The sequence below is a fragment of the Acinetobacter sp. YH16042 genome, assembly GCF_013417245.1.
In the GTDB taxonomy this organism is placed as follows: domain Bacteria; phylum Pseudomonadota; class Gammaproteobacteria; order Pseudomonadales; family Moraxellaceae; genus Acinetobacter; species Acinetobacter amyesii.
Genome location: NZ_VPEJ01000023.1, coordinates 1 through 26,596, shown reverse-complemented (window position 1 = coordinate 26,596; position 26,596 = coordinate 1). Strand labels below are relative to the sequence as shown.

General features: G+C 39.4%; 26 protein-coding genes. 13 read left to right on the top strand and 13 right to left on the bottom strand.

Features of this window, described 5'->3' with window-relative positions; all coding sequences use genetic code 11:
* Positions 1 to 66: 66 nt before the first annotated feature.
* Entirely contained in the window at positions 67 to 840 is a 774-nt protein-coding gene (locus FTV37_RS13770; protein WP_180064125.1) for a hypothetical protein, read from the bottom strand.
* Between the two features lie 175 nt (positions 841 to 1,015).
* Positions 1,016 to 1,465, bottom strand: coding sequence for a GNAT family N-acetyltransferase (locus tag FTV37_RS13765; protein WP_078188654.1), 450 nt, complete (start codon positions 1,463 to 1,465; stop codon positions 1,016 to 1,018).
* Between the two features lie 278 nt (positions 1,466 to 1,743).
* Between FTV37_RS13765 and FTV37_RS13760 the strand changes: the two genes are divergently transcribed.
* Genes FTV37_RS13760 through FTV37_RS13750 form a run of 3 tightly spaced genes read left to right on the top strand, consistent with a single transcriptional unit; the run spans position 1,744 to position 3,699 of the window.
* Positions 1,744 to 2,748, top strand: a complete 1,005-nt coding sequence (locus tag FTV37_RS13760) for an adenosine kinase (RefSeq protein ID WP_180064124.1) — start codon at positions 1,744 to 1,746, stop codon at positions 2,746 to 2,748.
* Positions 2,748 to 3,074 (top strand): Rieske (2Fe-2S) protein, encoded by a 327-nt coding sequence (locus FTV37_RS13755; RefSeq protein WP_078188656.1) that lies wholly within the window; start codon positions 2,748 to 2,750, stop codon positions 3,072 to 3,074. Before FTV37_RS13760 ends, FTV37_RS13755 begins: the two co-directional genes overlap by 1 nt.
* A 16-nt stretch (positions 3,075 to 3,090) precedes the next feature.
* A complete protein-coding gene (locus FTV37_RS13750) occupies positions 3,091 to 3,699 on the top strand; it encodes an OB-fold-containig protein (RefSeq protein WP_180054377.1) in 609 nt (202 codons plus the stop codon).
* 97 nt (positions 3,700 to 3,796) lie between these two features.
* Here the strand turns inward: FTV37_RS13750 and FTV37_RS13745 are convergent, their stop codons facing one another.
* Complete coding sequence (locus FTV37_RS13745) at positions 3,797 to 4,423, bottom strand: YidB family protein (protein WP_180054378.1); 627 nt, start codon at positions 4,421 to 4,423, stop codon at positions 3,797 to 3,799.
* Positions 4,424 to 4,535: 112 nt separating this feature from the next.
* On the bottom strand, positions 4,536 to 5,006 hold the full coding sequence (locus FTV37_RS13740) for a DUF6231 family protein (RefSeq protein ID WP_168378602.1): 471 nt from the start codon (positions 5,004 to 5,006) through the stop codon (positions 4,536 to 4,538).
* A 34-nt stretch (positions 5,007 to 5,040) separates the two neighbouring features.
* Between FTV37_RS13740 and FTV37_RS13735 the strand changes: the two genes are divergently transcribed.
* Complete coding sequence (locus FTV37_RS13735) at positions 5,041 to 5,910, top strand: DUF2797 domain-containing protein (RefSeq protein WP_180054623.1); 870 nt, start codon at positions 5,041 to 5,043, stop codon at positions 5,908 to 5,910.
* 75 nt (positions 5,911 to 5,985) lie between these two features.
* Here FTV37_RS13735 and FTV37_RS13730 read toward each other — a convergent pair whose 3' ends face one another.
* The 4 genes from FTV37_RS13730 to FTV37_RS13715 form a co-directional block, all read right to left on the bottom strand.
* Positions 5,986 to 6,822, bottom strand: coding sequence for an alpha/beta hydrolase (locus tag FTV37_RS13730; RefSeq protein WP_180064139.1), 837 nt, complete (start codon positions 6,820 to 6,822; stop codon positions 5,986 to 5,988).
* Between the two features lie 254 nt (positions 6,823 to 7,076).
* Positions 7,077 to 8,942, bottom strand: coding sequence for a SurA N-terminal domain-containing protein (locus FTV37_RS13725; protein WP_180064123.1), 1,866 nt, complete (start codon positions 8,940 to 8,942; stop codon positions 7,077 to 7,079).
* A 132-nt stretch (positions 8,943 to 9,074) separates the two neighbouring features.
* Positions 9,075 to 9,347, bottom strand: coding sequence for an HU family DNA-binding protein (locus FTV37_RS13720; RefSeq protein WP_078188662.1), 273 nt, complete (start codon positions 9,345 to 9,347; stop codon positions 9,075 to 9,077).
* 166 nt (positions 9,348 to 9,513) lie between these two features.
* Positions 9,514 to 9,984 (bottom strand): phasin family protein, encoded by a 471-nt coding sequence (locus tag FTV37_RS13715; RefSeq protein ID WP_180007822.1) that lies wholly within the window; start codon positions 9,982 to 9,984, stop codon positions 9,514 to 9,516.
* Positions 9,985 to 10,191: 207 nt separating this feature from the next.
* Here FTV37_RS13715 and FTV37_RS13710 point away from each other — a divergent pair, with 207 nt between their 5' ends.
* The 8 genes from FTV37_RS13710 (at position 10,192) to fdx (ending at position 16,367) form a co-directional block, all read left to right on the top strand.
* The gene (locus FTV37_RS13710; protein ID WP_078188664.1) at positions 10,192 to 10,839 is read left to right on the top strand and encodes a hypothetical protein; all 648 of its coding nucleotides are present in this window, start codon (positions 10,192 to 10,194) and stop codon (positions 10,837 to 10,839) included.
* A 112-nt stretch (positions 10,840 to 10,951) separates the two neighbouring features.
* Positions 10,952 to 11,425, top strand: a complete 474-nt coding sequence (locus FTV37_RS13705; protein WP_078188665.1) for an Rrf2 family transcriptional regulator — start codon at positions 10,952 to 10,954, stop codon at positions 11,423 to 11,425.
* A gap of 1 nt (position 11,426) precedes the next feature.
* Positions 11,427 to 12,644: an IscS subfamily cysteine desulfurase gene (locus FTV37_RS13700; RefSeq protein ID WP_078188666.1), complete on the top strand. Its 1,218-nt coding sequence runs from the start codon at positions 11,427 to 11,429 to the stop codon at positions 12,642 to 12,644.
* Positions 12,645 to 12,748: 104 nt separating this feature from the next.
* Positions 12,749 to 13,135 carry a Fe-S cluster assembly scaffold IscU gene (gene iscU, locus FTV37_RS13695; RefSeq protein ID WP_078188667.1) on the top strand — a complete coding sequence of 129 codons (387 nt, stop codon included), beginning with the start codon at positions 12,749 to 12,751 and terminating at the stop codon, positions 13,133 to 13,135.
* A gap of 37 nt (positions 13,136 to 13,172) precedes the next feature.
* Positions 13,173 to 13,493, top strand: coding sequence for an iron-sulfur cluster assembly protein IscA (iscA, locus tag FTV37_RS13690; RefSeq protein WP_078188668.1), 321 nt, complete (start codon positions 13,173 to 13,175; stop codon positions 13,491 to 13,493).
* A gap of 104 nt (positions 13,494 to 13,597) precedes the next feature.
* Positions 13,598 to 14,113, top strand: a complete 516-nt coding sequence (gene hscB, locus FTV37_RS13685) for a Fe-S protein assembly co-chaperone HscB (RefSeq protein ID WP_078188669.1) — start codon at positions 13,598 to 13,600, stop codon at positions 14,111 to 14,113.
* Positions 14,114 to 14,152: 39 nt separating this feature from the next.
* A complete protein-coding gene (hscA, locus tag FTV37_RS13680; protein WP_180064122.1) occupies positions 14,153 to 16,012 on the top strand; it encodes a Fe-S protein assembly chaperone HscA in 1,860 nt (619 codons plus the stop codon).
* Positions 16,013 to 16,028: 16 nt separating this feature from the next.
* Positions 16,029 to 16,367, top strand: coding sequence for an ISC system 2Fe-2S type ferredoxin (gene fdx / locus FTV37_RS13675; protein WP_180064121.1), 339 nt, complete (start codon positions 16,029 to 16,031; stop codon positions 16,365 to 16,367).
* A 174-nt stretch (positions 16,368 to 16,541) separates the two neighbouring features.
* Here the strand turns inward: fdx and FTV37_RS13670 are convergent, their stop codons facing one another.
* From FTV37_RS13670 to aspA, 5 genes are all read right to left on the bottom strand, one after another.
* Positions 16,542 to 18,008, bottom strand: a complete 1,467-nt coding sequence (locus FTV37_RS13670) for an adenylate/guanylate cyclase domain-containing protein (RefSeq protein ID WP_180064120.1) — start codon at positions 18,006 to 18,008, stop codon at positions 16,542 to 16,544.
* Between the two features lie 61 nt (positions 18,009 to 18,069).
* The gene (locus tag FTV37_RS13665; RefSeq protein ID WP_067762788.1) at positions 18,070 to 18,504 is read right to left on the bottom strand and encodes an HIT domain-containing protein; all 435 of its coding nucleotides are present in this window, start codon (positions 18,502 to 18,504) and stop codon (positions 18,070 to 18,072) included.
* Between the two features lie 223 nt (positions 18,505 to 18,727).
* Entirely contained in the window at positions 18,728 to 22,195 is a 3,468-nt protein-coding gene (mfd, locus tag FTV37_RS13660; RefSeq protein WP_180064138.1) for a transcription-repair coupling factor, read from the bottom strand.
* Positions 22,196 to 22,374: 179 nt separating this feature from the next.
* Positions 22,375 to 22,731: a hypothetical protein gene (locus FTV37_RS13655; RefSeq protein WP_180064119.1), complete on the bottom strand. Its 357-nt coding sequence runs from the start codon at positions 22,729 to 22,731 to the stop codon at positions 22,375 to 22,377.
* Positions 22,732 to 23,066: 335 nt separating this feature from the next.
* Entirely contained in the window at positions 23,067 to 24,515 is a 1,449-nt protein-coding gene (gene aspA / locus FTV37_RS13650; RefSeq protein ID WP_180064118.1) for an aspartate ammonia-lyase, read from the bottom strand.
* A gap of 423 nt (positions 24,516 to 24,938) precedes the next feature.
* Between aspA and putP the strand changes: the two genes are divergently transcribed.
* Positions 24,939 to 26,441, top strand: a complete 1,503-nt coding sequence (gene putP, locus FTV37_RS13645; protein WP_180064117.1) for a sodium/proline symporter PutP — start codon at positions 24,939 to 24,941, stop codon at positions 26,439 to 26,441.
* Positions 26,442 to 26,596 lie beyond the last annotated feature (155 nt).

Genomic DNA, 26,596 nt, shown 5'->3' with positions numbered 1-26,596 from the left:
ATTTCCAACTGTTTTAATCAACTTGAACTTTAATTTTAAAAATCACTTGTTTTCGCACTAAAACATTTAGACAGATTTTATGGATTGCCTATCATTTCGTGTTGACCAATAGACGCAAATCACAATCGCCAATAACAATACAAAAGAAGCCATAAAGCGACTTAAATCCAATCCACCTGAACTGATGGGCTTATCTAAAAAATCGCCGACAACTGCGCCCAATGGACGTGTCAAAACAAAAGTAGCCCAAAATAAAATCGTCTTTGAGACCCGACTAAAAAAATACAACAACGCCATCAATACGATTAGACCACCAAATAGCCATATACCACCGCTATAGCCTAATCCTGCACTATCGGAAGTCCAGTCCCCCAAAGCTGTACCTAGCGTTTGAGAAAATGTAATCGTCAACCAATAAAAGATCTGTGTTCGCGGCAAATTCACTACACTTGGATTGATTGACCCTTCGACTCGATACCAACTAAAAAGCGATATGAGCACCAAACTGAGTAACAGAAAACTACCACCCAAGTAGCCAATCCCTAAAGAACGATCTACAAAATCCGCTAAAGTCGTACCTACCGTTGTACTGGCAATAATCGTGGCCCAATATAAATAAGGTTTATAGGCTTTGGACTGTATTTGAAAATACAGCAGACTGATAAATATGCCTGCGAAAATAAAGGTACTGAGTAAATAGCCCAAATTTAAGGACATGGACAGTGCATCACCACTGGTTTCACCAAAAGTGGTCGCAAAAATTTTGGTCAACCAAAACAGCGCGGTAATCTGGGGGACTTTTTTAACGTAGTCTTGTAGTTCATGCACTTGCATATGCATATGCATCACTCAATGCAGTTATTTTGATGCTTATATCTTCGATAACTGAAATGAATTTTTGCTTAAAAATTTGCTTATAATAAGGCACTCTTTTTTTAGAATTGTCACAAGAAAAAAAGCACCCGATATCGGATGCTTCATTTACAGTATTTACTGTCTATTTGTGGATTTAAAACTAAACTAGATATTTAAAATAATTATAATTTGGATGACTTTCGACATAGACATAATTCTGTTTTTGATAGAATTTTGCAGCATTTTTAAGCTCAGTATTTAAGCACAGTGCAGAAAAGTGTTTTTTTGCACCCTTTTCCAATTCCACCAATAGCTGCTTACCCACGCCATGCTGACGGTACTGCGGATGCACATAGAAACGGCGAACTCGTCCAATCCGTTCTTCTACACCAGTATCACCCCATTGCTGATTTAAACCGCCACAAGCAATTAATTTATCGCCATCATAAGCAAGCAATAATTGCTCACCCGTTTGGTCAAAACGATTTTTACCACTTTGATATTCTTCAATTAAACGGTGTATAAATGTATAGCCTTCATGCTGCGCCAAAGCAGCAATATTTTCGATTTGAGCAGGAAGTTGCTCTGCTGGACGAATCGTAATTTCCATATATTCACACTTTTAATCTGTTATCTATTTATGATGACCAAATCATCTTGATTCAGTCTGAACACCCTATAGCTCTATAAAAGTAAAATTTTTCGATTTGCACAATAGCAAAGCTGATTAAAACGGCAACTAATTCAAAAAAAAATGTAAAAATATAATGGATTTGCCCGATTTTTATACACACTTGTCCTTTAATTGAATTTTTTTCAACAAACTACAGCAATCCTGAGCATTCGTGTAAACTTAGCACTTTCATTTTTTTGATGTGAACATACAACATGGCAACTGTTGACCTTTTTGCAATTGGTAATGCACTTATTGACCAAGAATTTAAAGTCTCTGACGAATTCCTAATTCAACACAATCTGCAAAAAGGTACGATGCAACTGACAGATGGCGATACTCAAGCAGCCCTTTATAACAATCTAAAAGCCACTCAAGAATATAAAGGTCAAGCTTCTGGTGGTTCTGCAGCAAATACAACGGTTGCTTTTAGTGCTTTAGGCGGAACTGCATTTTATGGTTGTCGTGTCGGCAATGATGACTTAGGTCAAATTTACCTAAATGGTTTAAACGACGCTGGCATCCAAACTGCAACTCAATCAATCAGTGAAGGTGTAACTGGCACATGTATGGTATTGGTCAGCCCTGATTCTGAACGTACGATGCATACTTACCTCGGTATTACTGCGGAATTGACTGATAGCCAAATTGATTTTGGCAGCTTAAATACTGCGAAATGGTTATATATCGAAGGTTATCTTTCAACATCAGACAGCGCACGCCTTGCGGTAAAACAAGCACGCCAAATCGCCAAAGCCAATGGTGTACAAATTGCATTGACCTTATCTGATCCAGCAATGGTGCAATATGCACGTCAAGGTCTAGATGAATTACTCGATGATGGCGTGGACTTATTGTTCTGTAATGAACAAGAAGCACTGATGTATACAGAAACAGATCATTTAGATGCTGCACTTACGAAATTGCAATCACTAAGCAAACACATTGTCATTACATTAAGTGCCAAAGGTGCCTTAATTCATAATGAAGCCGCAACATTTACCGTGCCAGGTCGTAAAGTTACCGCAATAGATACCAATGGTGCTGGTGATGCTTTTGCTGGTGCTTTCCTATATGCACTGAACGCAGGTCATGACTATCAAACGGCTGCTGAACTTGCCATCTTGATCTCAAGTGAAGTTGTGGCTCAGTTTGGTCCACGCCTAGCAGTTGAAGACTATGCTCAGCTTTTACAATCATTTCAGAAGGAATGTGCTTAATGTTTAAAATTTGCATGACGGATGATGTGCCTGAACGTGAAGCACGATCATTCGAAACGCCTGAAGGTGAAACGATTTTTATCACCCAACGTGATGGCATGTTTTACGCTTATCAAAATAACTGCCCACACTTGCACGTAGAACTTGAGTTTCTAGAAAATCAGTTTCTAGATCGTGATCAAGAATTTATTGAGTGCTCAACACATGGCGCTCTGTTTATGGTTGAATCTGGGGAATGTATTTCTGGTCCATGCCAAGGTCAAGCCCTTGAAAAAGTGAACATTAACGTGCATTCTGATGGTGGAATCTACCTCACAGAAGAATAAACACTGGAATACAACCATGTCCGCATTTTTAACAGACTATAACTTAATACCCTTTCATTTAAGTTTATTGGCCGTACTGTTATTGGGCATGGTTGAAACCATTGGCTACTATATCAATATTAGTCCTAGCCAAGTTTTAAAAAGAGTCGCTCCTCAGCGCATACAAGAGTTGGCATTATTGAATGTCAAATTTTCCAAGACTCTGATTTTGTTCTTTCTACTGATGAATTTTAGCTTTGCAGGCTATGTACTTCAGTTTTGCATCCATGCCAAAGAAGGTCAATTCGTTCCAGCTTATTATTTAATTTTACCTGCGTTGATCATTGCCATATTCTTTACGGTATTTATGATTCATTGTTTGGATCAGGTTGTCCCACCCAAATATAAAAAACAAACGGTTAATTTACTCGGTCGTCTAGCCACCATTTCAAGTGGAAATGCCCGTCCCGGCTTTTCCGCTCAAGCTCGTGTGCGTGATGAGTTTGGTCAACTACATTATGTGCAAGTTGAGCCAGAATTTGGTGAGTTAGAGTTTCAGTCGAAAATCATTTTGATTCGTCAAAAAAAATCACACTATATTGGCAAAAAAATCAGTGTGTCGAACCGTTTATTTAATCCATCCTAGTGACAATCTTAGCGACACATTGTTACCATTTTTCAAGTCATAAAAAGCCAGTGTTCACTGGCTTGTATTCAATCAAATACTTAAAGCGATATTTTGATTAACGCTTCAGGAAACCTGAGACCAAATTCATCACTTGTTGAATATCAGCATTCGCTTCTTGCTGATTGGTTTGTCCAGCTTGTGGCGTCAATGAGTCAATAATTTGCGGCAATACCGTTGAAATTGCGCTATATACATCTTGTTTCTGAGTTTGTGTTTCTTGTGCAACTTGCTCCACTTCGGCATCATCAAATAAATTTTGTACTTGTTGATTAGTCACAGCAGCATTATCACCAGGGCCTGTAGATACCCAATCATCAACCTGACTGCTCAAGCCCTGTCCACGTAATTTATCCAAAGCACCTTGTAGGCCACCTTGTTTTTGAATCCAAGCCAACACTAGAGGTAACACTGCAACTAAAATGGTTGATGCATTACCACCGCTACTACGTTGCTGCGGCTGCGCTGCACCACCCAGTTGGCTCAACACAGAGCCTAGAATTCCACCCAAACCACCCGCTTGGTTTTGAGCATTGGTTTGGGTATTTTGAGTGCCTGCATTTGCACCAAATTGACCCAGCACCGAACCTAAAATACCGCCCAAGCCACCTTGTTGATTTTGATTGTTTGCACCACCAAGGGCCTGCTTTGCTAAAATCTCAACAATATTATTTAAATTTGTCATTTTATTTTTCCCAGTGAAACCTAGATAAACTTAATTACAGCATACGTGGGAAAAGACAGTTTTATCATAAATGTTTGTTAATTTTTGCAATTTCTCGCAGGCTAAGTATTTGTTACCAACGGAATTTATCCCAGTTTTCAGGATTTGCCCAAAATTTAGAGTTAAACCAATCTGGAATGTGTTTATAAGTCAAAATATTAAACTGCCATAAAGCAAAATCACTTTCATGTGTGGTTTTATCAATGAGCTGAGTAAAGCCTAAAGCACGTAATAATTGTTCATCGTGTAATTTACTCACCACCACGATGCGTTTGGCAAATAGGTCACGCAATTTTACCAACATCTGAGTTTTCTGCTGCTGATCCAAACTCAACATCATTTCAGTATCAAGAATCACAAATCCAAGGTCAAAACGCTGGGTAAAAGGCAGATTTAAAAACTCAGTTACGTTAAAATGTTGCCATTGAATTGGATGAAATTGATTGTATTGCTCAAGATCTTGACCAATGCAGATTGCGGTTGAAATGGGCTGCTCTTTTGACAAATCGTCTAGCATAGAAGTGATGACATTTTGTTCAGCCATTGACCGCATCCTTAATAATGAAGTGAGTATTCGTATGGAACTACAAGGCATTTGCCATAAAATGCATGCAGGTCTTAAAGACCTTAGTGTAACTGATCAACATACACACAAGGCAAATGTTGAGTATAAATTTATTCTAGATCGCTCAGAAGTTGATCTACCGTTTAGCCTTGGCCAAGAAATTGAAATTGAAGCCACTGGAAATATCTACTGCATTTCTTGCGGCGCAAAAACGCCTAAATCGTATTCACAAGGTCATTGCTTCAAATGCATGAAGACTAAGGCTGCTTGTGATATGTGCATTATGAAGCCTGAAACCTGTCATTATCATCTCGGGACTTGCCGTGAAGATGATTTTGCCCATGAAGTTTGCTTTCAACCGCATATTGTCTATTTAGCCAATTCGAGTGCCTTAAAAGTGGGGATTACCCGCTTGGGTCAAATGCCTACACGTTGGCTAGACCAAGGTGCGACGCAAGCTTTGCCTATTATGAAAGTTGGTTCACGTCGTTTATCTGGTCAGCTTGAAGTCATGTTTGGTACGCAAGTGGCCGATAAAACCGATTGGCGTAAATTGCTCAAAGGTGAAGCAGAACCGATCAACCTGATCGAAATTCGCGACCAATTAGTGGAAGAATTCGCACCAAAAATTCAGACCATTCGTGAAGAATTTAGCCAAAATTTAGAGTTTAATGAAACCGTTGAACTGCTAGAAGATGAGTTGCCACGCCAATTTATCTACCCGGTAGATGAATATCCTGAAAAAATCAAATCGCATAATTTGGACAAAACACCGATTATTCGAGGAAAATTACAAGGGATTAAAGGTCAGTATCTGATTTTGGATACCGGTGTGATTAATATTCGAAAATACACTGGCTATGAAATTAAAGTACGTACTTAAATCGACTCAAAGTCTAGTTAAGTTTAAAAAAGCGAGATATTTCTCGCTTTTTTACACCTACTCTACCAATCTGATTCATTGAACAGTTGAAAGAAACTTTAAATATGGCAACGCCATTAACTGCTCCGCTTCTAAGATTGGCACTTGCTTCCCCCAGATAATAAACACAGGTGCATCAATGCCTCGTGCAGCCAAAGCAAAGGACTCTGGCGTATACAAGGTGGCCATTTTTTGCAGTTGCTCCACCATTTTATTGGTTTGTTTAGACTGAACGATCATCAACTTTTCTTGCCCAATTTTTAATTCTTGTGGAATAAAAGGCGGAAATTGCATCACGATCTTCATCACGCGATCAAAATCACCAGTTTTTCTGACCACTAGCTCTGCAAGCTTTGCCGTATCTTTTAGATACGCTGTATTGCTCGACTTAAAGACACCTGCTGAATCCACCAACAATAAAGATTTCACTTCTAAGGGATACTGAGCGCTATAGAGCATGGCAATTGCACCACCCATCGAATGCCCTGCGATATGTAAATTTGGATCTAACTTTGCAGCATCTATAAATCGTCGTAATTTTTCAGTTAAATTTGGAATCGATAGATCAAATTGATCTGCAACTAGAGTTTCTCCATGTGCTGGCAGATCAGGAATAATGACATGATAATTTGGCGTTAAATAACGGGCAACGCGGTTCCAATTATCACGCGTGCCTGACAAACCATGCAGCAACAACAGCGTCGGTTTTCGTGGATCTCCTCCTTCACTATATGTCCATTCGATTTCATTATTTTTGACTTTTTTACTGCTCAAGCCCGCCCAAGCTCTTTCCTGCTCTAAAACTTTTTGAAAGTTCAGTTCTGCAGCTTGAATACCACTAGCAACACAAATGGTTAATAGCATCAATATCATGTGCTTAAAATAATGATCTATCCACCGCAATAACGGGTTCTTTAAACGTTTACATTGAGGCATATACAGAGATATCATCCGCTTAATCCTTTGTCGTGATGAGTTATTTTTTCTTCATATTATTTTTTTGAGAACAATAATCTACGATGCTAGAGTCGATATTTCATTTGCCAAATCTTTTAAATAAAAATTATATCTGTCAATTTAAGTCAAAAAAACCAGCTCGGAAGCTGGTTTTTTAAAAGCGGCCTTAATTATTTAATTTTGGCATGATCTTTTAGATAACGTGTGTAGTCATCAAATTCTTGTTGACCACGAAGCTGTTGATAAAGTTTTGTTAACTCATCTAACTGCTCACCCGTTAATGCTGCATCAGATTGTTTATTCACTGCAGTCACTGCAACCACAACCAATTCATTTGGTAGATTTGTGGTCGTAACTGACCAATGACCTGCTTTCGGTGCTTTTACGCTAAATGCAGCACGTTGAATTTCGCGTTTCAATAAGCCATCAGCACGGGTGAATGTACCCGCATTTTCAAAGTTTAAACTGCCTTTCGCAACTGAAGCAGCAGGTTTTGCAGCAAACTCTTTTAAAGTCGCTTGAATCTGTGCTTTTGCAGCATCAGACGCTTTCTTTTCAATCAGCTGAGTTTTCACATGCGCTTTCGCTTCAGCTAAGGTTTGAACACCCGCAGCATGATAGTTACGCACTTTCACCCAAACCACATCACCGTTTTTCAACTGAATGCTAGATGAAACATTACGTTCACCATTTTTAACATCATCGTTAAACAATTTAACTTTGACGTTTGCATCACTTAAAACTGGATGTTGCGATGCTAATGTTAAGCCATTCAATGACTGTACTTTTACGCCTTTCACTTCTTGGCCCACGACATCAAGAGCATCACTGCTTACAACCATGTCATTGAGGCTGTTTACAGTGTCAGAAAAAACATTGGCTTTTTTCGAAGCAGCGACTTCTGCTTGTAGACGTGCCTTTTCCTGTTCAAATGAAGCCACTTTTACAGCTGGCGCCACTTTTTCGATCAAGTGATAACCACTGTCTGTTTTTACTGGAGCAGTCACTTGACCAGCTTGAGCACCTTCAACTGCAGCATCAAACGCATCACCAAACACACCTTTTTCATAAGCAACCAGTTCACCACCTTTTGCTTTAGATTCAGAATCTTCAGAGAATTGCGCAGCAGCTTGGTCAAAGCTTAAACCCGCTTTAATTTTAGCTTGAACACTTTCAGCCAGTTTTTTAGCTTCGGCATCTGAACGATTGTCCGCAGTGATCATGATGTGCTTAACGAGTGGTTTAACTGACTTCTGTGCATTCTCAACAAAGCTGTTATACGCTTCTTTCAATTCAGCATCAGTTGCAGCTTCTACTGGTGCAGTAATATTGGCAGGTGTTAATACGACAAAATCTGCATCAACACTGGTTGCTTGCTTAAATTTGTTTTTATGCTGCTCATAATAAGCCGCAATTTCAGCATCAGATACTTTTACATTTTTCTTGTAATTTTCAAGATTAATGCTGGCCAACTGAATACTACGTTGTTCCGTTTGTAAGTTCGCAATTTGCAAGATATCAAGCTTACTCACCAATGCATATTCCATAAATGTTGTAGACAACATTTTTAAAGCATGGTCTTTACGTAAATTATCAATGAATGTGCGGTTCGTCATACCAATCGATTCGAGGTATCTCCCAAACGCTTCATCTGAAAATTGACCATCGACTTGGAAGCTTGGCTGCTGATGAATCATTTGCACAATTTGTGCATCGCTCAAGCTAATGCCTAATTTATCAGCTTGTTGCAATAACAATTGGCGTGAAACCAAAGTATCCATCGCTTTATTGCTAATGAAATTTTGATTCAATAATGTTTCATCACCCTGAGCATATGCCAGATATTGTTCTTTTAATGAGTTCGTCAGTGCTTCGAGTTCTTTTTGAGAAATTTCAGTACCGTTTACAGTCTTTGCTGCATCTTTAGATCCACCACTAAAATATCCTTCAATACCTACAAGTGCTAAAGGGGTTAAAAACAAAACGAGCAAGACCTTGCCCAGCCAACCCTTAATGACTTTACGAAACGATTCCATAAGTATTCCAATATTTTATTTGCGGTGAATTTTAACCGAAAACCCGAGATGAATGAATGCGATATATCAATTAATCACATTTACCAATAAAAAACGCGCCAAATAATGGCGCGCCTCATGTGCTTAATAAGATTAAGCTACAGAATCTTTCAAGCCTTTACCAGCTTTGAAGCTAGGAACTTTGCTTGCTTTGATTTCTAAAGTCGCACCAGTTTGTGGGTTACGACCAGTACGTGCAGCGCGCTCTTTAACGCTGAAAGTACCGAAACCAACTAAAGTAACTGTATCACCAGCTTTTAATGCATTGGTAACTGCAGCAATTGTAGCATCTAAAGCTTTACCGGCATCGGCCTTAGATAATCCCCCATTTTCGGCAATTGCATCAATTAATTCTGATTTATTCATGAAAATTACGTCCTCTTAATATCGTTTATTTAAGGTTCAAGAATTTGTATAAAACGCCATAACGCCTTTATAGCAATGCTTTAGGGTTAAACGCAATACTCCTCAACCTCTTTTTATAGAATTTTTTAACGAAAAAAACCTTGAAAATTCGATAATAGTAAAAAAGTTAGTGTTTTTTTAGTATTTCGGCCCTCAGTTGGGCATTTTCTTCGGCCAATTGGTCAACTTTAGTATGTAATTGAAGTATAAGCCTTTCTAAGTGCTGTAAATCCTTTACAGTCACCAATCCTAAACGGTTTAAAGAATGATTAACACCATTATCTAAAATTTTTTCTACTTTATCTTTCGTATCGGTTACAGATTCTTTGGCTTTTTCTGAAACTTTTTCGACAGTTTGATCTGCAATATCAATCGTTTTGGACTCAAGCTCCTCTCCAACTTTGACTAAAGAGTCAAAAAGCTTATTTCCTTCACCCTCAGCACGTGAAAAAGCACCTAATCCAGCCAACCAAATCTGTTTGGTATATTTGCGAAAATCCATTTTAGAGCGACGATCAGAATGACTACGTACGCGAGTTTTAGCCGGCTTTTCTGATGTTTCTTGTGCATCGTCAATTATGCTTTCTGTATTTTCCATAATCCGCACTTCTCCTGATTATTTTATGTGCACAACAACATGTGATTCTTCATTTTAACAACATAATAGCAAACATATGACTTGATAGATTGATTAAACTGTTCTACAAAGCTGGTGAATTACCAACTTTTTGGTATATTCTAAGTTCCTCTAGAGCAGGATGCTCAGTTTCCAGTGCTTTCAGATTTTAACAAGGACATTTTTTTTATGAGTGATACGCAACAAACACAAGCTCAACCACATTTGTTGCTTACTATGACCCTGATTGTTTTAGAAACGATTTTTACTTTCATTTTAAAACATGACCGTGTTGTAGCATTACAAGCTAAAAAATTTGTTGATCAAAAAGTCGCACTGAAAATAAATAGCTACATCCCTTATTTTGACTTTTATGTTCAGTTTACTGAACACGGTATTCTGTTCGACACGAAATCTCCAGATAAAGCCATCGACCTTGATGTCCGCACGACATTAATGGATTTGGTGAAAATTTTTGTATTTGGTAATCGTAAAAGCATCAAAACCATGCGGATCGATGGTGATGTGGTTCTAAAAGATGAATTTCGCGATCTGGTTTCATTATTTAGTGTGCCGAAAATTTTATCTGACTGGAAACACTGGCTGTCTGAACCTGTCGAAGAAAACGATATCGTTGCGTCTAAAAAACGTATTGCCCCACTTTTAGAAAAAATTGAACAGCAACGCTCTAAAATCAACACACTGCAAGTTGAAGTTAAACAATACAAAAACCGTATTAAGCGTATCGAACGCCGTCAAAAGCGGATTAATATCGCTTTTAGTCTAATATCTGTTCTTTTAATAACGTTATTAGTGTATAATGTGTGGTTCAAATAAATACATAATTTTTCAGACAAAATAAAACAAATAAACAATCTCAAAAAAACTTGACTATTTTAGTCAGGATTCATAAAATCTGCACATCTAGACTTAACATGTGTATCGAATCATGCGCTTAACAACTCGCGGTCGCTACGCAGTGACTGCTCTACTTGATCTAGCTTTGCAGCCAACTGAACAAACGATCACTCTTGCAGAAATTGCAGCTCGTCAAACCATTTCAGTGGCCTATCTTGAGCAGTTATTTGCAAAATTAAAGCGTCACGGCTTAGTTTCCAGCATCCGTGGAGCAAACGGTGGTTATCACCTAGCTCGTAGTGCTGAAGACATCACTGTTTTGGAAATTATTGAAGCTGTAAATGAAACAGTTGATGCAACCCGTTGTGACCACAAAGGCAACTGCCAAAATGGTGCAATGTGCTTGACTCACGATTTATGGCAGGAACTCTCCCACCACATTGCCGATTATCTTGCAAAAATCACCCTTGCTGACCTTGTAGCACGCGATAACGTTCAAACCGTATCTATTCGTCAAAATTCAGCAAACTTTGATTCAGCCCTTTTATCGGTTACAGGTATTTGACATGAAGCGTCCTATTTATCTTGACTATGCAGCAACTACACCTGTAGACCCTCAAGTCGCAGAACGTATGATGGAATGTCTAACGTTTGACGGTACTTTTGGTAATGCAGCTTCTCGTTCTCATGCTTACGGCTGGCAGGCAGAAGAAAAAGTAGAATATGCACGTGAACAAGTTGCTAATCTAGTAAAAGCTGATCCACGCGAAATCGTTTGGACTTCTGGTGCAACTGAATCTGACAACCTTGCGCTTAAAGGTATTGCTCAGTTCTATGCATCTAAAGGCAAGCACATTATTACAAGTAAAATTGAACATAAAGCAATTCTTGATACTTGCCGCGAGCTTGAAGAAGAAGGCTTCGAAATTACTTATCTTGAGCCAGAAGCAAAAACAGGTTTAATCACACCTGAAATGGTTCAAGCAGCCCTTCGTCCAGATACAATTCTTGTATCTTTGATGATGGTGAACAATGAAATCGGTACAACTACAGATGTAGCTGCAATCGGTGAATTGACTCGTGCAAACAAAACTTATTTCCATGTAGATGCTGCGCAAGCTGCTGGTAAAGTAGAAATTGATCTTTCAACTATGAAAGTTGATTTGATGAGTTTCTCTGGCCACAAAATCTATGGCCCTAAAGGCATTGGTGCTCTTTATGTACGTCGTCAACCACGTGTACGTATTAAAGCGCAAATGCACGGTGGCGGTCATGAACGTGGTATGCGTTCAGGTACGCTAGCGACTCACCAAATCGTGGGTATGGGCGAAGCGTTCGAACTTGCAGGTAAAAACCTTCATGCCGAACAAACTCGTATTCGTGTACTTCGTGACAAACTTTGGAATGGCTTGCAAGGTCTTGAACAAGTCTTCCTGAACGGTCACCCAGAATACAACGTTGCAAACTATCTAAACGTCAGCTTTAACTTTGTTGAAGGTGAATCGTTAATGATGGCACTTAAAGATTGCGCAGTATCTTCTGGTTCTGCATGTACATCAGCAACTTTAGAGCCATCTTATGTACTTCGTGCATTGGGTCTTTCAGATGAATTGGCTCATAGCTCGATTCGTTTCAGCTTTGGTAAATACACCACTGAAGCCGATATTGACCATGTACTTGAAATTACCAAAGCAGCAGTTGAAAAACTACGTGATCTTTCACCGCTTTGGGACATGTACAAAGAAGGTATCGACCTTAATTCTGTAGAATGGGCTGAACACTAATTCATCCCGGTGAGATAGCTTTTATTTTAAGGCTATCTCATTGATTAAAGTAATTTCACCCCCATATTAATCTTAAGGCTGACCCCGAGGTTTGGAGAAGCATCATGGCTTATAGCGAAAAAGTAATTGATCATTACGAAAACCCTCGTAATGTTGGTGTTTTAGACAAAAATGCAGAAAACGTTGGTACAGGTATGGTCGGTGCACCAGCTTGTGGCGATGTTATGCGTCTACAGATCCAAGTTGATGACAACGGCGTAATTGAAGAAGCTCGCTTCAAAACTTACGGTTGTGGTTCAGCAATTGCATCTAGCTCATTAGTAACAGAGTGGCTAAAAGGCAAAACTCTTGATGAAGCTCAAGCAATTAAGAACATTGATATTGCAACTGAACTTGCACTTCCACCAGTAAAAGTACACTGCTCTGTACTTGCTGAAGATGCAATCAAAGCTGCTGTAGAAGACTACCGTAGCAAGAAAGTAAAAGCTTAATTGTTTACGTGTTTTAAAAAAGATTAACGGAGTTTTCATGATTCATTTAACTGAAAATGCTGCAACTCATATCAGCAATTACATCAAGAATCGCGGTAAGGGTGAAGGCATTCGCGTTGGCGTGAAAACTTCTGGCTGTTCTGGTTTAGCTTATGTACTTGAGTTTGTCGATGATATTGACACGCATGACCAAGTATTCGATCAGTTTGGCGTAAAAGTATTCGTTGACCCAAAAAGCTTAGTTTATCTTGAAGGTATGGAGATGGACTATGTGAAAAATGGTTTAAACGAAGGTTTTGAATTTAATAACCCAAATAAAAAAGGTGAATGTGGCTGCGGCGAATCGTTTACGGTTTAAGCCTTTTCCACGCTCCTTTTTCGCATTAAAACAGTGTAAAATTCACTGTTTTAATTGCATTTAAAGCAACACTTTTTGCACCTCTATTGCGGACACCATCTCCCATGAATCATTTTGAGTTGTTTAACTTACCTGTAGCACTCGATATTGATTTAGCAGTTTTAAAATCTGAATTTTTAAAGTTGCAGCAACAATATCATCCAGATAAAGCCGAAGACAAAGATCTAGCCCTGATTAAATCCAGTGAGATTAATCAAGCATTTAAAGCTTTATCCAATGTTGATAGCCGCGCTGCATATCTCTTAAGTCTCAAAAAACAAGATTATCACCTTGATCAATCGATTAGTGATTTTGAGTTCCTACAAGATGCCTTAGAAATTCGTGAACAGTTAGATGAGGCAGGCTCTGCTGATGACCTCACTTCACTTAAAACTGAAGTTCAGCAATGGATTGACGGTTTGGTTCGTGAATTTAAAATTGATTATGACGACGAAGACTGGGCTGAAGCTCGTGATACCGTACGTAAATTACGCTTCTTCCAAAAAGTGATGGCTGACATCGATAAAGCTGAAGATCGCTTCTTAGACGACGATAGCTTTGATTTAGACGATGATTTTTAATTTATTTTTTATATTTGACGTTCAAAGGATGTAACACACATGGCTCTCTTGCAAATTGCAGAACCTGGTCAATCAAGTGCGCCGCATGAACACCGCATTGCAATTGGTATCGATCTTGGGACTACACACTCTTTAGTAGCCACGGTACTTTCAGGTAAAGCGAAAGTGCTTAACGATGAACATGGTCGTGTGTTACTCCCTTCTATTGCACACTATGGCGAATCCACTACGCAATATGGTGCCGATGCAAAGGCATTCTTAACGACTGATCCTAAAAACACCATCGTTTCTGTAAAACGCTTTATGGGTCGCTCTAAAGCAGATATCAAATTTCAACACCCGTACAACTTAGTCGGTGAAGCGAATGAAATGCCTGCTTTTGAAACTGCACAAGGTCGTAAAACACCTGTTGAAATTTCTGCAGAAATTTTAAAACAGCTTAAAGACCTTGCAGAAAGCAGCTTAAATAATCCTGTTAATGGTGCTGTGATTACTGTACCTGCCTATTTTGATGAAGCACAGCGTCAAGCAACGCGTGATGCGGCTCAGCTTGCAGGTTTAAATGTACTACGTCTATTAAATGAACCGACTGCTGCTGCAGTGGCTTATGGCTTAGACCAAGACACCAATCTTGCACATGATCAAAACTATGTGATCTATGATCTGGGTGGTGGTACTTTTGACGTTTCAATTTTACGTTTCTCTCAAGGCGTTTTTGAAGTTCTAGCAACGGGTGGCCACACGGCGCTTGGTGGTGATGACTTAGACCGTCTGATTGTAAAATGGGCAAAAAAACAACTGAATATTGAAACTTTAGATGATGCTGAATATGCACATTTCATCGTTTCTGCTCGTAAAGCAAAAGAAGCTCTAACCGAGGCTGAATCTGTAGAGCTTAAAGTTCTTGATCAATCATTGACTTTAGACCGCCCTACTTTTGAATCCATCATCAAAGTTGCTTTGGATAAAACCATCAGCGTTTGTAAACGTGTCATGCGTGATGCCAAGCTTGAGCTCAGCGATATTCAAAATGTGGTATTGGTCGGTGGTTCTACCCGCTCGTATGCTGTACAAAAAGCTGTTCAAGATGTCTTCAATCAAGAACCGCTCTGTACTATTAACCCTGATGAAGTTGTGGCCATTGGCGCGTCGATTACAGCGAACCAACTTATTGGTAACTCTAAAGATGGTTCACTGCTTTTAGATGTCACACCACTTTCTTTAGGTTTAGAAACCATGGGCGGTTTGGTTGAGCGCCTTATTTCGCGTAATACAGCCATTCCAGTGGCACGTCGCCAAGAATTCACAACCTATCAAGATGGTCAAACAGCGATGTTAATTCATGTTGTACAAGGTGAACGTGATCTGGTTGAACATTGCCGTAGTCTAGGTCGTTTCGTGCTTCGTGGTATTCCACCGATGACTGCGGGTCAAGCGCGTATTGAAGTGACTTTCCAGGTTGACGCAGATGGTTTACTGACGGTGTCTGCCAAAGAAACCACTTCTGGTGTGCATGCTCAAATTGACATCAAACCTTCTTATGGTTTATCTGATGCCGACACTGAACGCTTACTGATTGATGGTTATAAATTTGCTGAAGAAGACAAAAACTTACGTCATCTTCAAGAAACCAAAGTTGAAGCAAAACGTGAACTTGAAGCACTTGATCAAGCACTTAAAGTGGATGCTCAACTCCTCAGCCAAGAGCAACACAGTTCCCTCACTGCTGCACGCACAGTTTTAGATGCTGCACTTGAAACGACAGATATCAAAGCTATTGAACATGCTGTAGAACAGCTTAAAATACATAGCGATGCATTTGCTGCAGCTCGTATGAATCAGCACATTGATGCCGCACTGAAAGGCACAAAACTCGATGACTGGTCAAACTCAAATTAATTTATAGGTCAAGATTATGCCACGTATTAAAGTACTGCCTCACGCAACAATCTGCCCAAACGGCGCTGAGTTTGAAGTCGAATCAAATACTAACCTTTGCGAAAGCATGTTAAAAAACGGCATCAAAATTGAGCATGCATGTGATATGTCTAAAGCGTGCACCACTTGCCATGTGGTTGTACGTAAAGGTTTTGATGGTCTAGATGAAATGGATGATGTCGAAGCAGATCTTCTCGATCGTGCTTGGGGGTTAGAACCAGACTCTCGTCTGTCATGCCAAGTAAAAATTGAAGATGAAGATTTGGAAATTGAAATTCCCAAATACACCATCAACCATGCTTCAGAAAATCATTAATTTATAGATAATTTTCTATAATCAAAAAGCCAGTTCATCGTAACTGGCTTTTTATGCATAAAACTATTCAACAATTCAAAAAAAAGAAGACGTTTTGATAAAAGAATGAATTGAGTTATTTTTACAATTTAAGGCAATACGATTAGATCTAATTTTTATAATGTATATGTGAAATTAAGAGTGAGATTCAGTTTTTTTGACTTCTTCGATCACTTCGTCTTCTAAATTCAGTTTTACGATACCAGCAGAGTTAGTCATTTTTTGCTGTGTTTGTAGGCGTTGAATCATGCGTTCTAAAACATGTATTAGTTCAGGATATTCAAAGTTTTGTACTTCATCTAAGTTCAACAATAGATTAAAGCCTTTATATTCGTAGTCAAACCACCGCTGATAATCTGTTTTCTGAGAGGTGTATTTTTCCATCACTTGCCAAGTACGTACTGGGCTTTTGATGCCTTTTAAGAAGATCGGTGCTTTGGGTGCACATAAATAGTCATTTTTCACTAAATGATGCGTATCGTCTGAAATCAAAATTTCGTCGACTTCGGCAGCACTCTGTAATCTTGCAGCCAAGTTGGCATCACGACCCACGATGGTATAAGCCATACGGTGAGCCGCACCATAGTTCCCAACGTGGCAATACCCTGTAGAAATACCCATACGAATGTGTAGCGGCGGATAACCCATTTTAATCCAGCGTTCACGCAGCAACTTCATTTGCTGACGCATGACCATTGCCATCTCTAAACAGGTTTTTGCGTCTTGCTCTACGCCTTGGCTATGTGGATCACCAAAGAAGATTAGAATTGCATCCCCCATAAATTTATCGACAGTCGCTTCATACTGTTTGGCAATCTCAGTCATATGACTCAAATAGTCATTGAGTAGAAATGCTAAATCGTCTGGGATTAATGTTTCAGAAAGTTCTGTGAACCCTTGAATATCTGAAAAGAAAATCGTGAGTTTTTTACGTTTATATTCGATTTTAGCTTCAGACTCACCTTTCATAATCGATTGCCAAAGTTGCATAGGCGCATAACGACTCAGCTGATTGGCGAATTCCATATAACGATTCATCTGATCATAATAGTGGTTCTTTTTATTACTCAGAGACTGAACTTGGGTGTGTTGATAAAAAGCCCCTACGCTGAAATATGTAATTAAGCACAGAAAGCCAAGAACGGTTAATTCACTGCTGGTTGACTCAAAATACTCTTGAAAACCAAAGACATAAATATTACACAAATAAAATACAGTGACGCCTACAATTCCTGCCAAGGACATCATTAAGAAATTAATTTTGTTATAAATGGTTGTATACAGCAGTGCAAAGACCGCAAGAAAGGTTAAAACGAGGCTTAAATGTACTGCAGACATCAGCACAGCAATAACGATGATATCGATCAGAAAAAGTACATTACGCTTAACTTGATTGCTATATCGATAAATTAGCCAATGGGAAAACTTGGGAACAACTAAAATCAGAAAAAATAAAAATGCAGGAATGTAGATTTGATATTGCGTATCTGGCTGAGTGTAATGATAGACAACAATCACCAAAGACAGCATGATATATCCCATCAAACGATGAAAATATTCAAACTGTTTAGGCTCTTTGCTGATTAAATTGTCTAACGGCACTCGATCGCCCCCATACGGACACTCATTCTTCTACTATCCTGATATTGTCCGTAAATCGGGATTAGTCCATACGCCAATCGAAAGGCATATCGCCTTGACCACGTAGTGCAAGCATTAGTGTTTGGCGCATGTGTGCCAAGACATCATTGTTATAAGGAACTGCTGGCGTACCCCAAACTGGTTTCGGCCAAGCCACATCATTTTGATAACGAACAACATGATGAAAATGTAATTGTGGAACCATATTACCCAATGCAGCTACATTCATTTTGTCTGCACGGAATACACGTGACAATTGGCTTGATAACCAGCTTGATTCACGTAAAAACTGCTCTTGGTCTGCCTGACTTAATTCATAAAGCTCTGTAATTCCCGGAACACGTGGAATCAAAATAAGCCACGGGAATTGCATATCATTCATCAAACGACATGTTGACAGAGGAAAGTCGCCTACATAAAACGTATCTTGAGCAAGTTGTGGATGTAAACTAAACATATCTTTATAAATGATGCAAAATTAGAATGATGGCTAATACTATCACATCCTTATGGGTGTGAATATTCTGTACAGAACGTTTCATTACAAATAAACTGCATTTGAATAAAACGTTGCGTGCTTATGACTCTAATAAATTTTTCAAAAAAATCAAGCGTTTCTTCTATATAAAAAACACTCATGAAAATCTACTCATTCTAAACAAGCAATTTATACGCCAAATCTATTGATTTGGCGCCAATTCCTTCAGCAAACTGTCTAATAAGTCATTTATAAATTGAATGCGTTTGTCATATTCTTCGAGCATGACCATCACTTTTAGACGCTGTCCACCTTCCATTCGGAAGAAAGTCGGATGCTTTTGCATCATTTGAATGATCGATATGGCTTGAACTGGTGTATCTGGTGAGAACTCAATACTGCCGCCATGTGAACTGATATCAATTTTTGTGATACCCAATTGTTCCGCTTTTAAACGCAACTGATGGACAGAGAATAATTGCTTGACTGCTTGCGGCGGCAAGCCAAAACGATCGATCAACTCCATACGAATGTTATCGAGTTTCTCTTGAGTATCCGTATTACTAATGCGTTTATAGAACAATAACCGTTGATGTACATCACCTAAATAATCATCTGGAATTAAGGCTGGCATGTGCATGCTAATTTCAGCCGTTAATGACAATGGAGAGTCAAAGTTAGGCGTTTTACCTTTTTGAATGGCTTTGGTGGCTTTTTCAAGCATTTCCATATACAGGCTATAACCGATGGTTTGCATTGAGCCACTTTGCTGTTCACCCAGCAACTCACCTGCGCCACGAATTTCTAAGTCTTCTGTAGCCAACATGAAGCCCGCACCCAAAGTCGATGCACGAGAAATGGCATCTAGGCGTTTTTCAGCATCACCTTTTAAACCTTTAAGCGAAGGCACAAGTAAATATGCATAGGCTTGATGGTGCGATCGACCGACACGACCACGTAATTGGTGCAACTGCGCCAGCCCCAGTTTATCTGCACGCTCAATCAAAATGGTATTGGCGTTTGGCACGTCAATCCCAGTTTCAATAATGGTTGAACACACCAGCACGTTATATTCTTTGTGATAGAACTGTTGCATGATTTGCTCTAGTTCACGCTCACGCATTTGACCATGAGCAACTGCAACACGTGCTTCAGGGACCAATTCCCGTAAGGTTTCTGCCGTACGTTCAATGGTCTCGACTTCGTTGTGTAAGAAATACACTTGTCCACCACGTAGCAATTCACGCAAGATGGCTTCTTTGATCGAATCTCCAGTATGCTCTTGTACAAAGGTTTTCACAGCAAGTCGACGTGCAGGCGGCGTTGCAATAATAGATAGATCACGCATGCCACTAAAAGCCATATTTAGCGTACGTGGAATAGGCGTTGCAGTTAGCGTTAGCATATCAACATCGGCACGTAAAGCTTTAATTCGCTCTTTATCACGTACACCAAAACGGTGCTCTTCATCCACGATCATGAGACCGAGATTTTTAAATTGCACGCTTTCCTGCAAGATTTTATGTGTGCCAATCACGATATCCACTTTGCCTTCTGCGAGGTCTTCAATGGTTTTGGTATGTGATTTTGATGAACCAAAGCGTGATAGGACTTCAATACGTACAGGCCAGTCCGCAAAACGGTCTTTGAAAGACTCGTAGTGCTGCTGTGCCAACAACGTGGTTGGAACAAGTACAGCCACTTGTTTGTTATTTTGTACTGCCACAAATGCAGCACGCATGGCCACTTCTGTTTTACCAAAACCGACATCACCACAAACCAAGCGATCCATCGGCTTCGCTTGTTGCATGTCATACAGTGTCGCTTCAATAGCATTGGCTTGGTCTAAAGTTTCTTCATAGGCGAAGCCACTGGCAAACTGCATATAGAGGCTCTGATCCAGTTCAAATCCATAACCGGGCTTCGAATGACGACGTGCTTGAATATGTAAAAGTTCTGCCGCCACATCATGGATCTGCTCTAAAGCCTTGCGTTTGGCTTTAGACCATGCATCTGTGCCCAATTTATGTAATGGTGCTAGATCTGGGTCACCACCACTGTATCGGCTAATTAAATGCAGGTTTGTTACAGGGACATACACCTTAGCTGCATCGGCATAGTCTAACTGCAAAAACTCATGGTCTTGGTCATCGATACTCAAGGTAATTAAACCTGCATATCGCCCCACACCATAATCAATATGAACCACAGGTGCGCCAATACTGAGCTCGGTTAAACTACGAACAAGGAACTCTTCTGATACTTCCTGTTGGCGTTTACGACGACGTTGAACCACACGGTGTTCATATAGCTGATTTTCAGAAATTACACTGAGCTTGTCAGTTAACAATAAACCACGATCTAAGGGCGCATTGGTGATCGCAATCGCATGCATAGAATGCATAAAATCATCAAAACTTTCGACCGTCGGGATATCACCCAAACTTGGACGCAATGCATCTTTTAAAGTTTCACGTCGACCTGCGCTTTCAGCCACCAAAAGCACCGGATAATTTGCCGCATCGATATACTGCTTAACCGCAGAAAATGGCTTTTCACGTTTTGGATCGACAGGTAATCGGGGTGGAATCTCAGCTGCAAGATTGATCACGCCATTGCGTTCATCAAAAGCCTCAGGCGAAGCCACGATACGACGACAGAGATTTAATTGTTCTAAGACCTGATTTGGTTGTAGGAAAATCTGCTCTGGCGGCAAAATCGGTTGGTCGACATTATGACGACGGTCTTCATAACGACGCACAATATCCGACCAAAACTGAATCAATGTGTCATCTATGGCTTTGTCTGTAATGACAATGCCATTCTCAGGTAAGTACGAAAACAGGGTACTTTGCTCTCGCATGGCTTGTTCAGAGAAGAACAACGGAAAATAAAACTCAATACCCGGTGAAGCTATACCATCTTGTACATCTTGATAAATTGGGTTTTTCTTTGGATTTGCTGTCGGAAAATTTTCCGCGTATCGATCACGAAACAGTGAACGCGCTTCTTTTAATGGAAATTCTTTTGCAGGTAAAACCGTAAAATGATCTAAGTTTTGGGTGGTTCGCTGCGTTTCATGATCAAAGAATTTGAGGGTATCGATTTCATCATCAAATAAGTCAATACGAATTGGCGAACTTTGCCCCGAAGCGTAAATATCCATGATGCTGCCGCGTACTGCAAATTCACCATGATCATAAACGGTATCCACTAAGTGGTAGCCCGCTTGTACTAATCTTAATTTTTGTTGTTCGATATCAAATTTTTGACCCACTTTAATATCAAAGTGTTCACCTAACACCCAAGATGCCGGTGCAACTCGCTGCGATAAGGTTGTTGCCGAAACCAGCAACACGCCTTGCTGTGGCATATTAGACAAAATCGCCAAGCGTTCAGAAACGATGTCTTGATGTGGCGATAGTCGGTCATAAGGTAAAATTTCCCAATCAGGGAAAATAGTCGGCTTAATTCCGTAAAATTCCAGCTCACTTTCTAACTGCCCGAGATGCTGATTATTACGTGCTACAATTACAAACAACTGTTTCGATTGTTTGCTAATTTCTTTAAATAATAATGCAGCAGATGAGCCTTGTAAGTTTCCGACCCACCGCTTTTCGCCAGCTTTGAGCTGTTTAAGATTGAGTTGTGAAATTTCTTGCTGGAACATGATGTAAATAGCTTTTAATGTTTTAATCACTTAGTGATCATATTAACACGATGCTTTTTACATTCCGAGATTTAAGCAACTATATACAGTGTTTTAACCAATATGGATTTGCGATTGTATTTTCTATTGATGAGTACCATTAACGCACCCATCAAACTCAAACACTGCAGTCCATTCACTTACTTACGATCACGGATGAATTGACGATAATAATCATTCAATAGTTTGACATAGTGTTTAAACTGCAACAGATTTTCTTCAGTATTGCCTAATCGTGCAATAAAGCGTTGACTTGCAATTTCCAAGTCTATTTTTTCATTGATAATCATTGCAGTTGCATAGAGCTGTTTTAAATCATCGAAATTTGTCATTTTTCTATTCGACAGATATTCCATACGTTCAGACAATGTATTTAAAACTATACCTTCAATGATATAGCCCTGAGTTTCATCATATTGAATGTGGTGTTGTTCTAAGTAAAGTTGCTCAGGCGACTCTTTAGCACCTTTGAATAAATCGACTAACTTATTAAACATCTGACTATCTACAACATGATAAAAAACCTATTGTACTTCGATTACATCCTTTTTTGGGCAAGTTAAAGTATTTCTGACTTTATCTATGCGCTAAATTTTTCATCCAAACCTTCATGACTATATATAGAACTATAATTACGATCTTAAGCAAATATAGCGTTTTATTTTCAACCCAATACTTTCTTTTAGAAATTAAGTTACTTTCAGAAATCTAAAACATCACTGCCATCAGATTAGTTTTCTAGATTTACCACTAATTTCTTCAAATAAAAAACGAAGGATTAACCTTCGTCATTTACTCATCATGGAGCTATTTAAAAGTCTTAAATAAGCATTTAACTCACTTGAGCGAGTGGCATACTAAATGGTGTCACTTCAGAAACTAGATTTTCAATCGAGAAAATTTCATCCAATTGACTTTCAGTTAACAGCTCTTGCTCTAAAACCACTTGGCGAATGGTTTTATTTTCGGCAATACATTGCTTACCGATTTCATCACATTTTGCATGACCTAAATATGGATCGAGTAAGGTCACGATTCCTACACTACGCATCACAGCATCAAAACATGCTTGCTCATTTGCCTGAATCCCTTGAATGCATTTGCTGTCTAATGTTTTTACGGCATTCACCAAAAGCTCAATCGATTCATTCATGGACAATGCAATCACCGGCTCCATGACATTTAATTGTAATTGCCCTGCTTCTGCGGCTAAAGTGATGGTTAAATCATTCCCCATTACTCGAAATGCAATTTGGTTGACCACTTCTGGGATCACAGGATTGACCTTTGCAGGCATGATCGACGAACCTGCTTGTAACTCAGGTAATCGAATTTCCGCTAAACCTGTACGTGGCCCAGAACTTAAAAGACGTAAGTCATTACAAATTTTAGAAAGTTTGACAGCTAAACGTTTTAAGCAACTCGATAATAAAATAAATACGCCACAATCGCTGGTTGCTTCGACATAGTCTTCTGCACCTTGCAATTTTAGACCGGTCAAATGAGCTAGATTTTCAACGGCCTTCGCTGCATAACCCGCAGGAGAATTCACGCCAGTGCCAATTGCCGTCGCACCTAAATTAATTTCCAATAGAAGCTGTCGATTTTGCTCAATCAACTTCAAATCTTCTTTTAATAATGTTGCAAATGCTCGGAACTCTTGCCCCAAAGTCATCGGAACAGCATCTTGTAACTGTGTACGCCCCATTTTGATGACATGTTTAAACTCATCGGCTTTAATATGTAAGCTTCCAATTAGCTGATTTAAAACCACAAATAAAGCATCAAAAGCGCTAAATGTTGCTAGACGCAGCGCTGTTGGATAGACATCATTGGTCGATTGTGACTTATTAACATGATCGTTTGGATGAATCCGTTGATAACTGCCTTTAGCATCTCCGAGCAACTCAAGGGCAATATTGGCAATGACTTCATTGGCATTCATGTTAATAGAAGTGCCTGCTCCACCTTGATAAATATCAATTGGAAATGAATCTGCCCATTGTTCAGGATGATCAATCAATGCATCGCACGCCTGCTGAATCGCTTGGCGAATATCATCTTGTATTAAGTTAAATTGATAATTGGTTTCTGCTGACGCTTTTTTTACCTGAGCAATAGCGCGTACAAAGTTTAAATTTTGTCCGACATGCTGCTTTGATATTTGAAAGTTTTCGATGGCACGCAATGTATGTATACCGTAATAACATGACTGCGGGACTGCTTTATCCCCCAATAAATCATGCTCTATTCTCGTTTTTTCCATTTGAACCGTTGTCACTGCGCATTCCCTCTAATTACGCACCAAGACTGTGCATACCTCATATTCGACCTGTTCAAATCATCTCACTACAGATGATGTGATGCACATTTGCAACCAAATATTTCAAATGCACATTTCTTGTTCACCATGTAACATTGTGTAATTTTTACCTAATTTCATTAGTTCTCTTTTTGTGATGAAAAGTCTTAAGTAGATTTACATTTCAAAATTTAAATTCCCTTCTGTACAACATTTCAGCAGCACAATAAAAAATTCGATTTGTAATAAGAAAAAATATCATTTACGCAAAACATACATAAAATATGCTTAAAGGTTACAGAGTGTAATTTTTAAATCGTGCTTGAATCTGCGACTTACGACAGAAGTACAAATTTTCATCTAGGACAGAGATGATTTGCTTTCATTAAGGACGAACCGCCTATGAGCCATTTAAACCCGACATTAGTCACCTTTATTTTTTATATTCTTGCAATGCTTGCCATTGGTTTGTATGCCTACAAAGCTACGCATAACTTTGACGAATACATTTTAGGTGGACGAAGTTTAGGAAGTGTTGTGACTGCACTTTCAGCAGGTGCATCCGACATGAGTGGTTGGCTACTCATGGGTCTCCCTGGTGCAATTTATCTATCTGGTCTTTCCGAAGCTTGGATTGCAATCGGCTTAATTATCGGTGCTTGGTTGAACTGGTTGATCGTTGCTGGTCGCTTGCGTGTTCATACCGAATATCAAAATAATGCCCTGACCCTGCCCGATTATTTCACGAGCCGTTTTGCAGACCGTAAAAAGATTTTACGTATCATTTCAGCTGTAGTGATTTTAGTGTTCTTTGCGATTTACTGTGCTTCTGGCATGGTGGCTGGCGCACGACTTTTCGAAAGTTTATTCGGTTGGAACTACACAACAGCACTGTGGATTGGTGCAATTGCAACCATCAGCTATGTCTGTATTGGTGGATTCTTAGCGATCAGTTGGACCGATACTTTCCAAGCGGGTCTGATGATCTTTGCACTGCTGATCACACCGATCATCGCCTACCTTGCTTTAGGTGATAACAGTCAAAATCTTGCTGCTGTTTTGGAAACAGCTCGCCCACAAGCTTCTAATTTATTTGAAGGTTTAAGTACAATTGCGATTTTATCCAGCATGGCATGGGGCTTAGGCTATTTTGGTCAGCCGCATATTTTGGTTCGCTTTATGGCAGCCGATTCTGTTAAATCCATTCCGAATGCACGACGCATTGGTATGACATGGATGATCCTGTGTCTAGGCGGTGCTGTAGCAGTGGGTTATATCGGTATTGCTTACTTCCAAGTCCACCCAGAACTGGCAAGTGTCGTTAATGCTAACCCTGAAACGATATTTATGGAGTTGACTAAAATTCTATTCAATCCGTGGATTGCAGGGATTATTTTAGCGGCAATTTTAGCTGCGGTGATGAGCACACTTAGCTGTCAGTTATTGGTTTGTTCAACCACCTTGACGGAAGATTTGTACAAAGGTTTTATTCGTAAAAACGCATCGCAAAAAGAATTGGTTTGGATTGGACGTGCGATGGTCTTGGCAATTGCCGTATTTGCAATCACCTTTGCAATGAACCCTGCAAGTAAAGTTTTAGGCTTAGTAGCTTATGCATGGGCAGGTTTCGGAGCTGCATTTGGCCCACTGATTATTCTTTCATTGCTTTGGAAACGTATGACGCTTAACGGAGCAATCATTGGTATGATCGTGGGTGCAGTGACTGTCATCGTGTGGAAAAACTACTTAGGCCACCTTGGTTTATACGAAATCATTCCAGGCTTTATTTTCTCTGCAATCAGTATCGTTGTCGTGAGCTTATTGGGCAAAGCACCTGAGGCTGAAGTTGTTGAACGCTTTGAAAAAGCCGAAGCGCAATATCAAAAAGAAATGTCTGAAATCTAAAATTTTTGACACTAAAAAGGGGCTAAATGCCACTGCTGTCCCATAGTTTGACTTAAATAAAAAACCTGAGTCCAAAATAGTTAAAATGTAAGTGCTAACAAAGACTTCAACTATAAAGGATTCAGGTTTTGTCACATCAGAATACCGTATTTCAT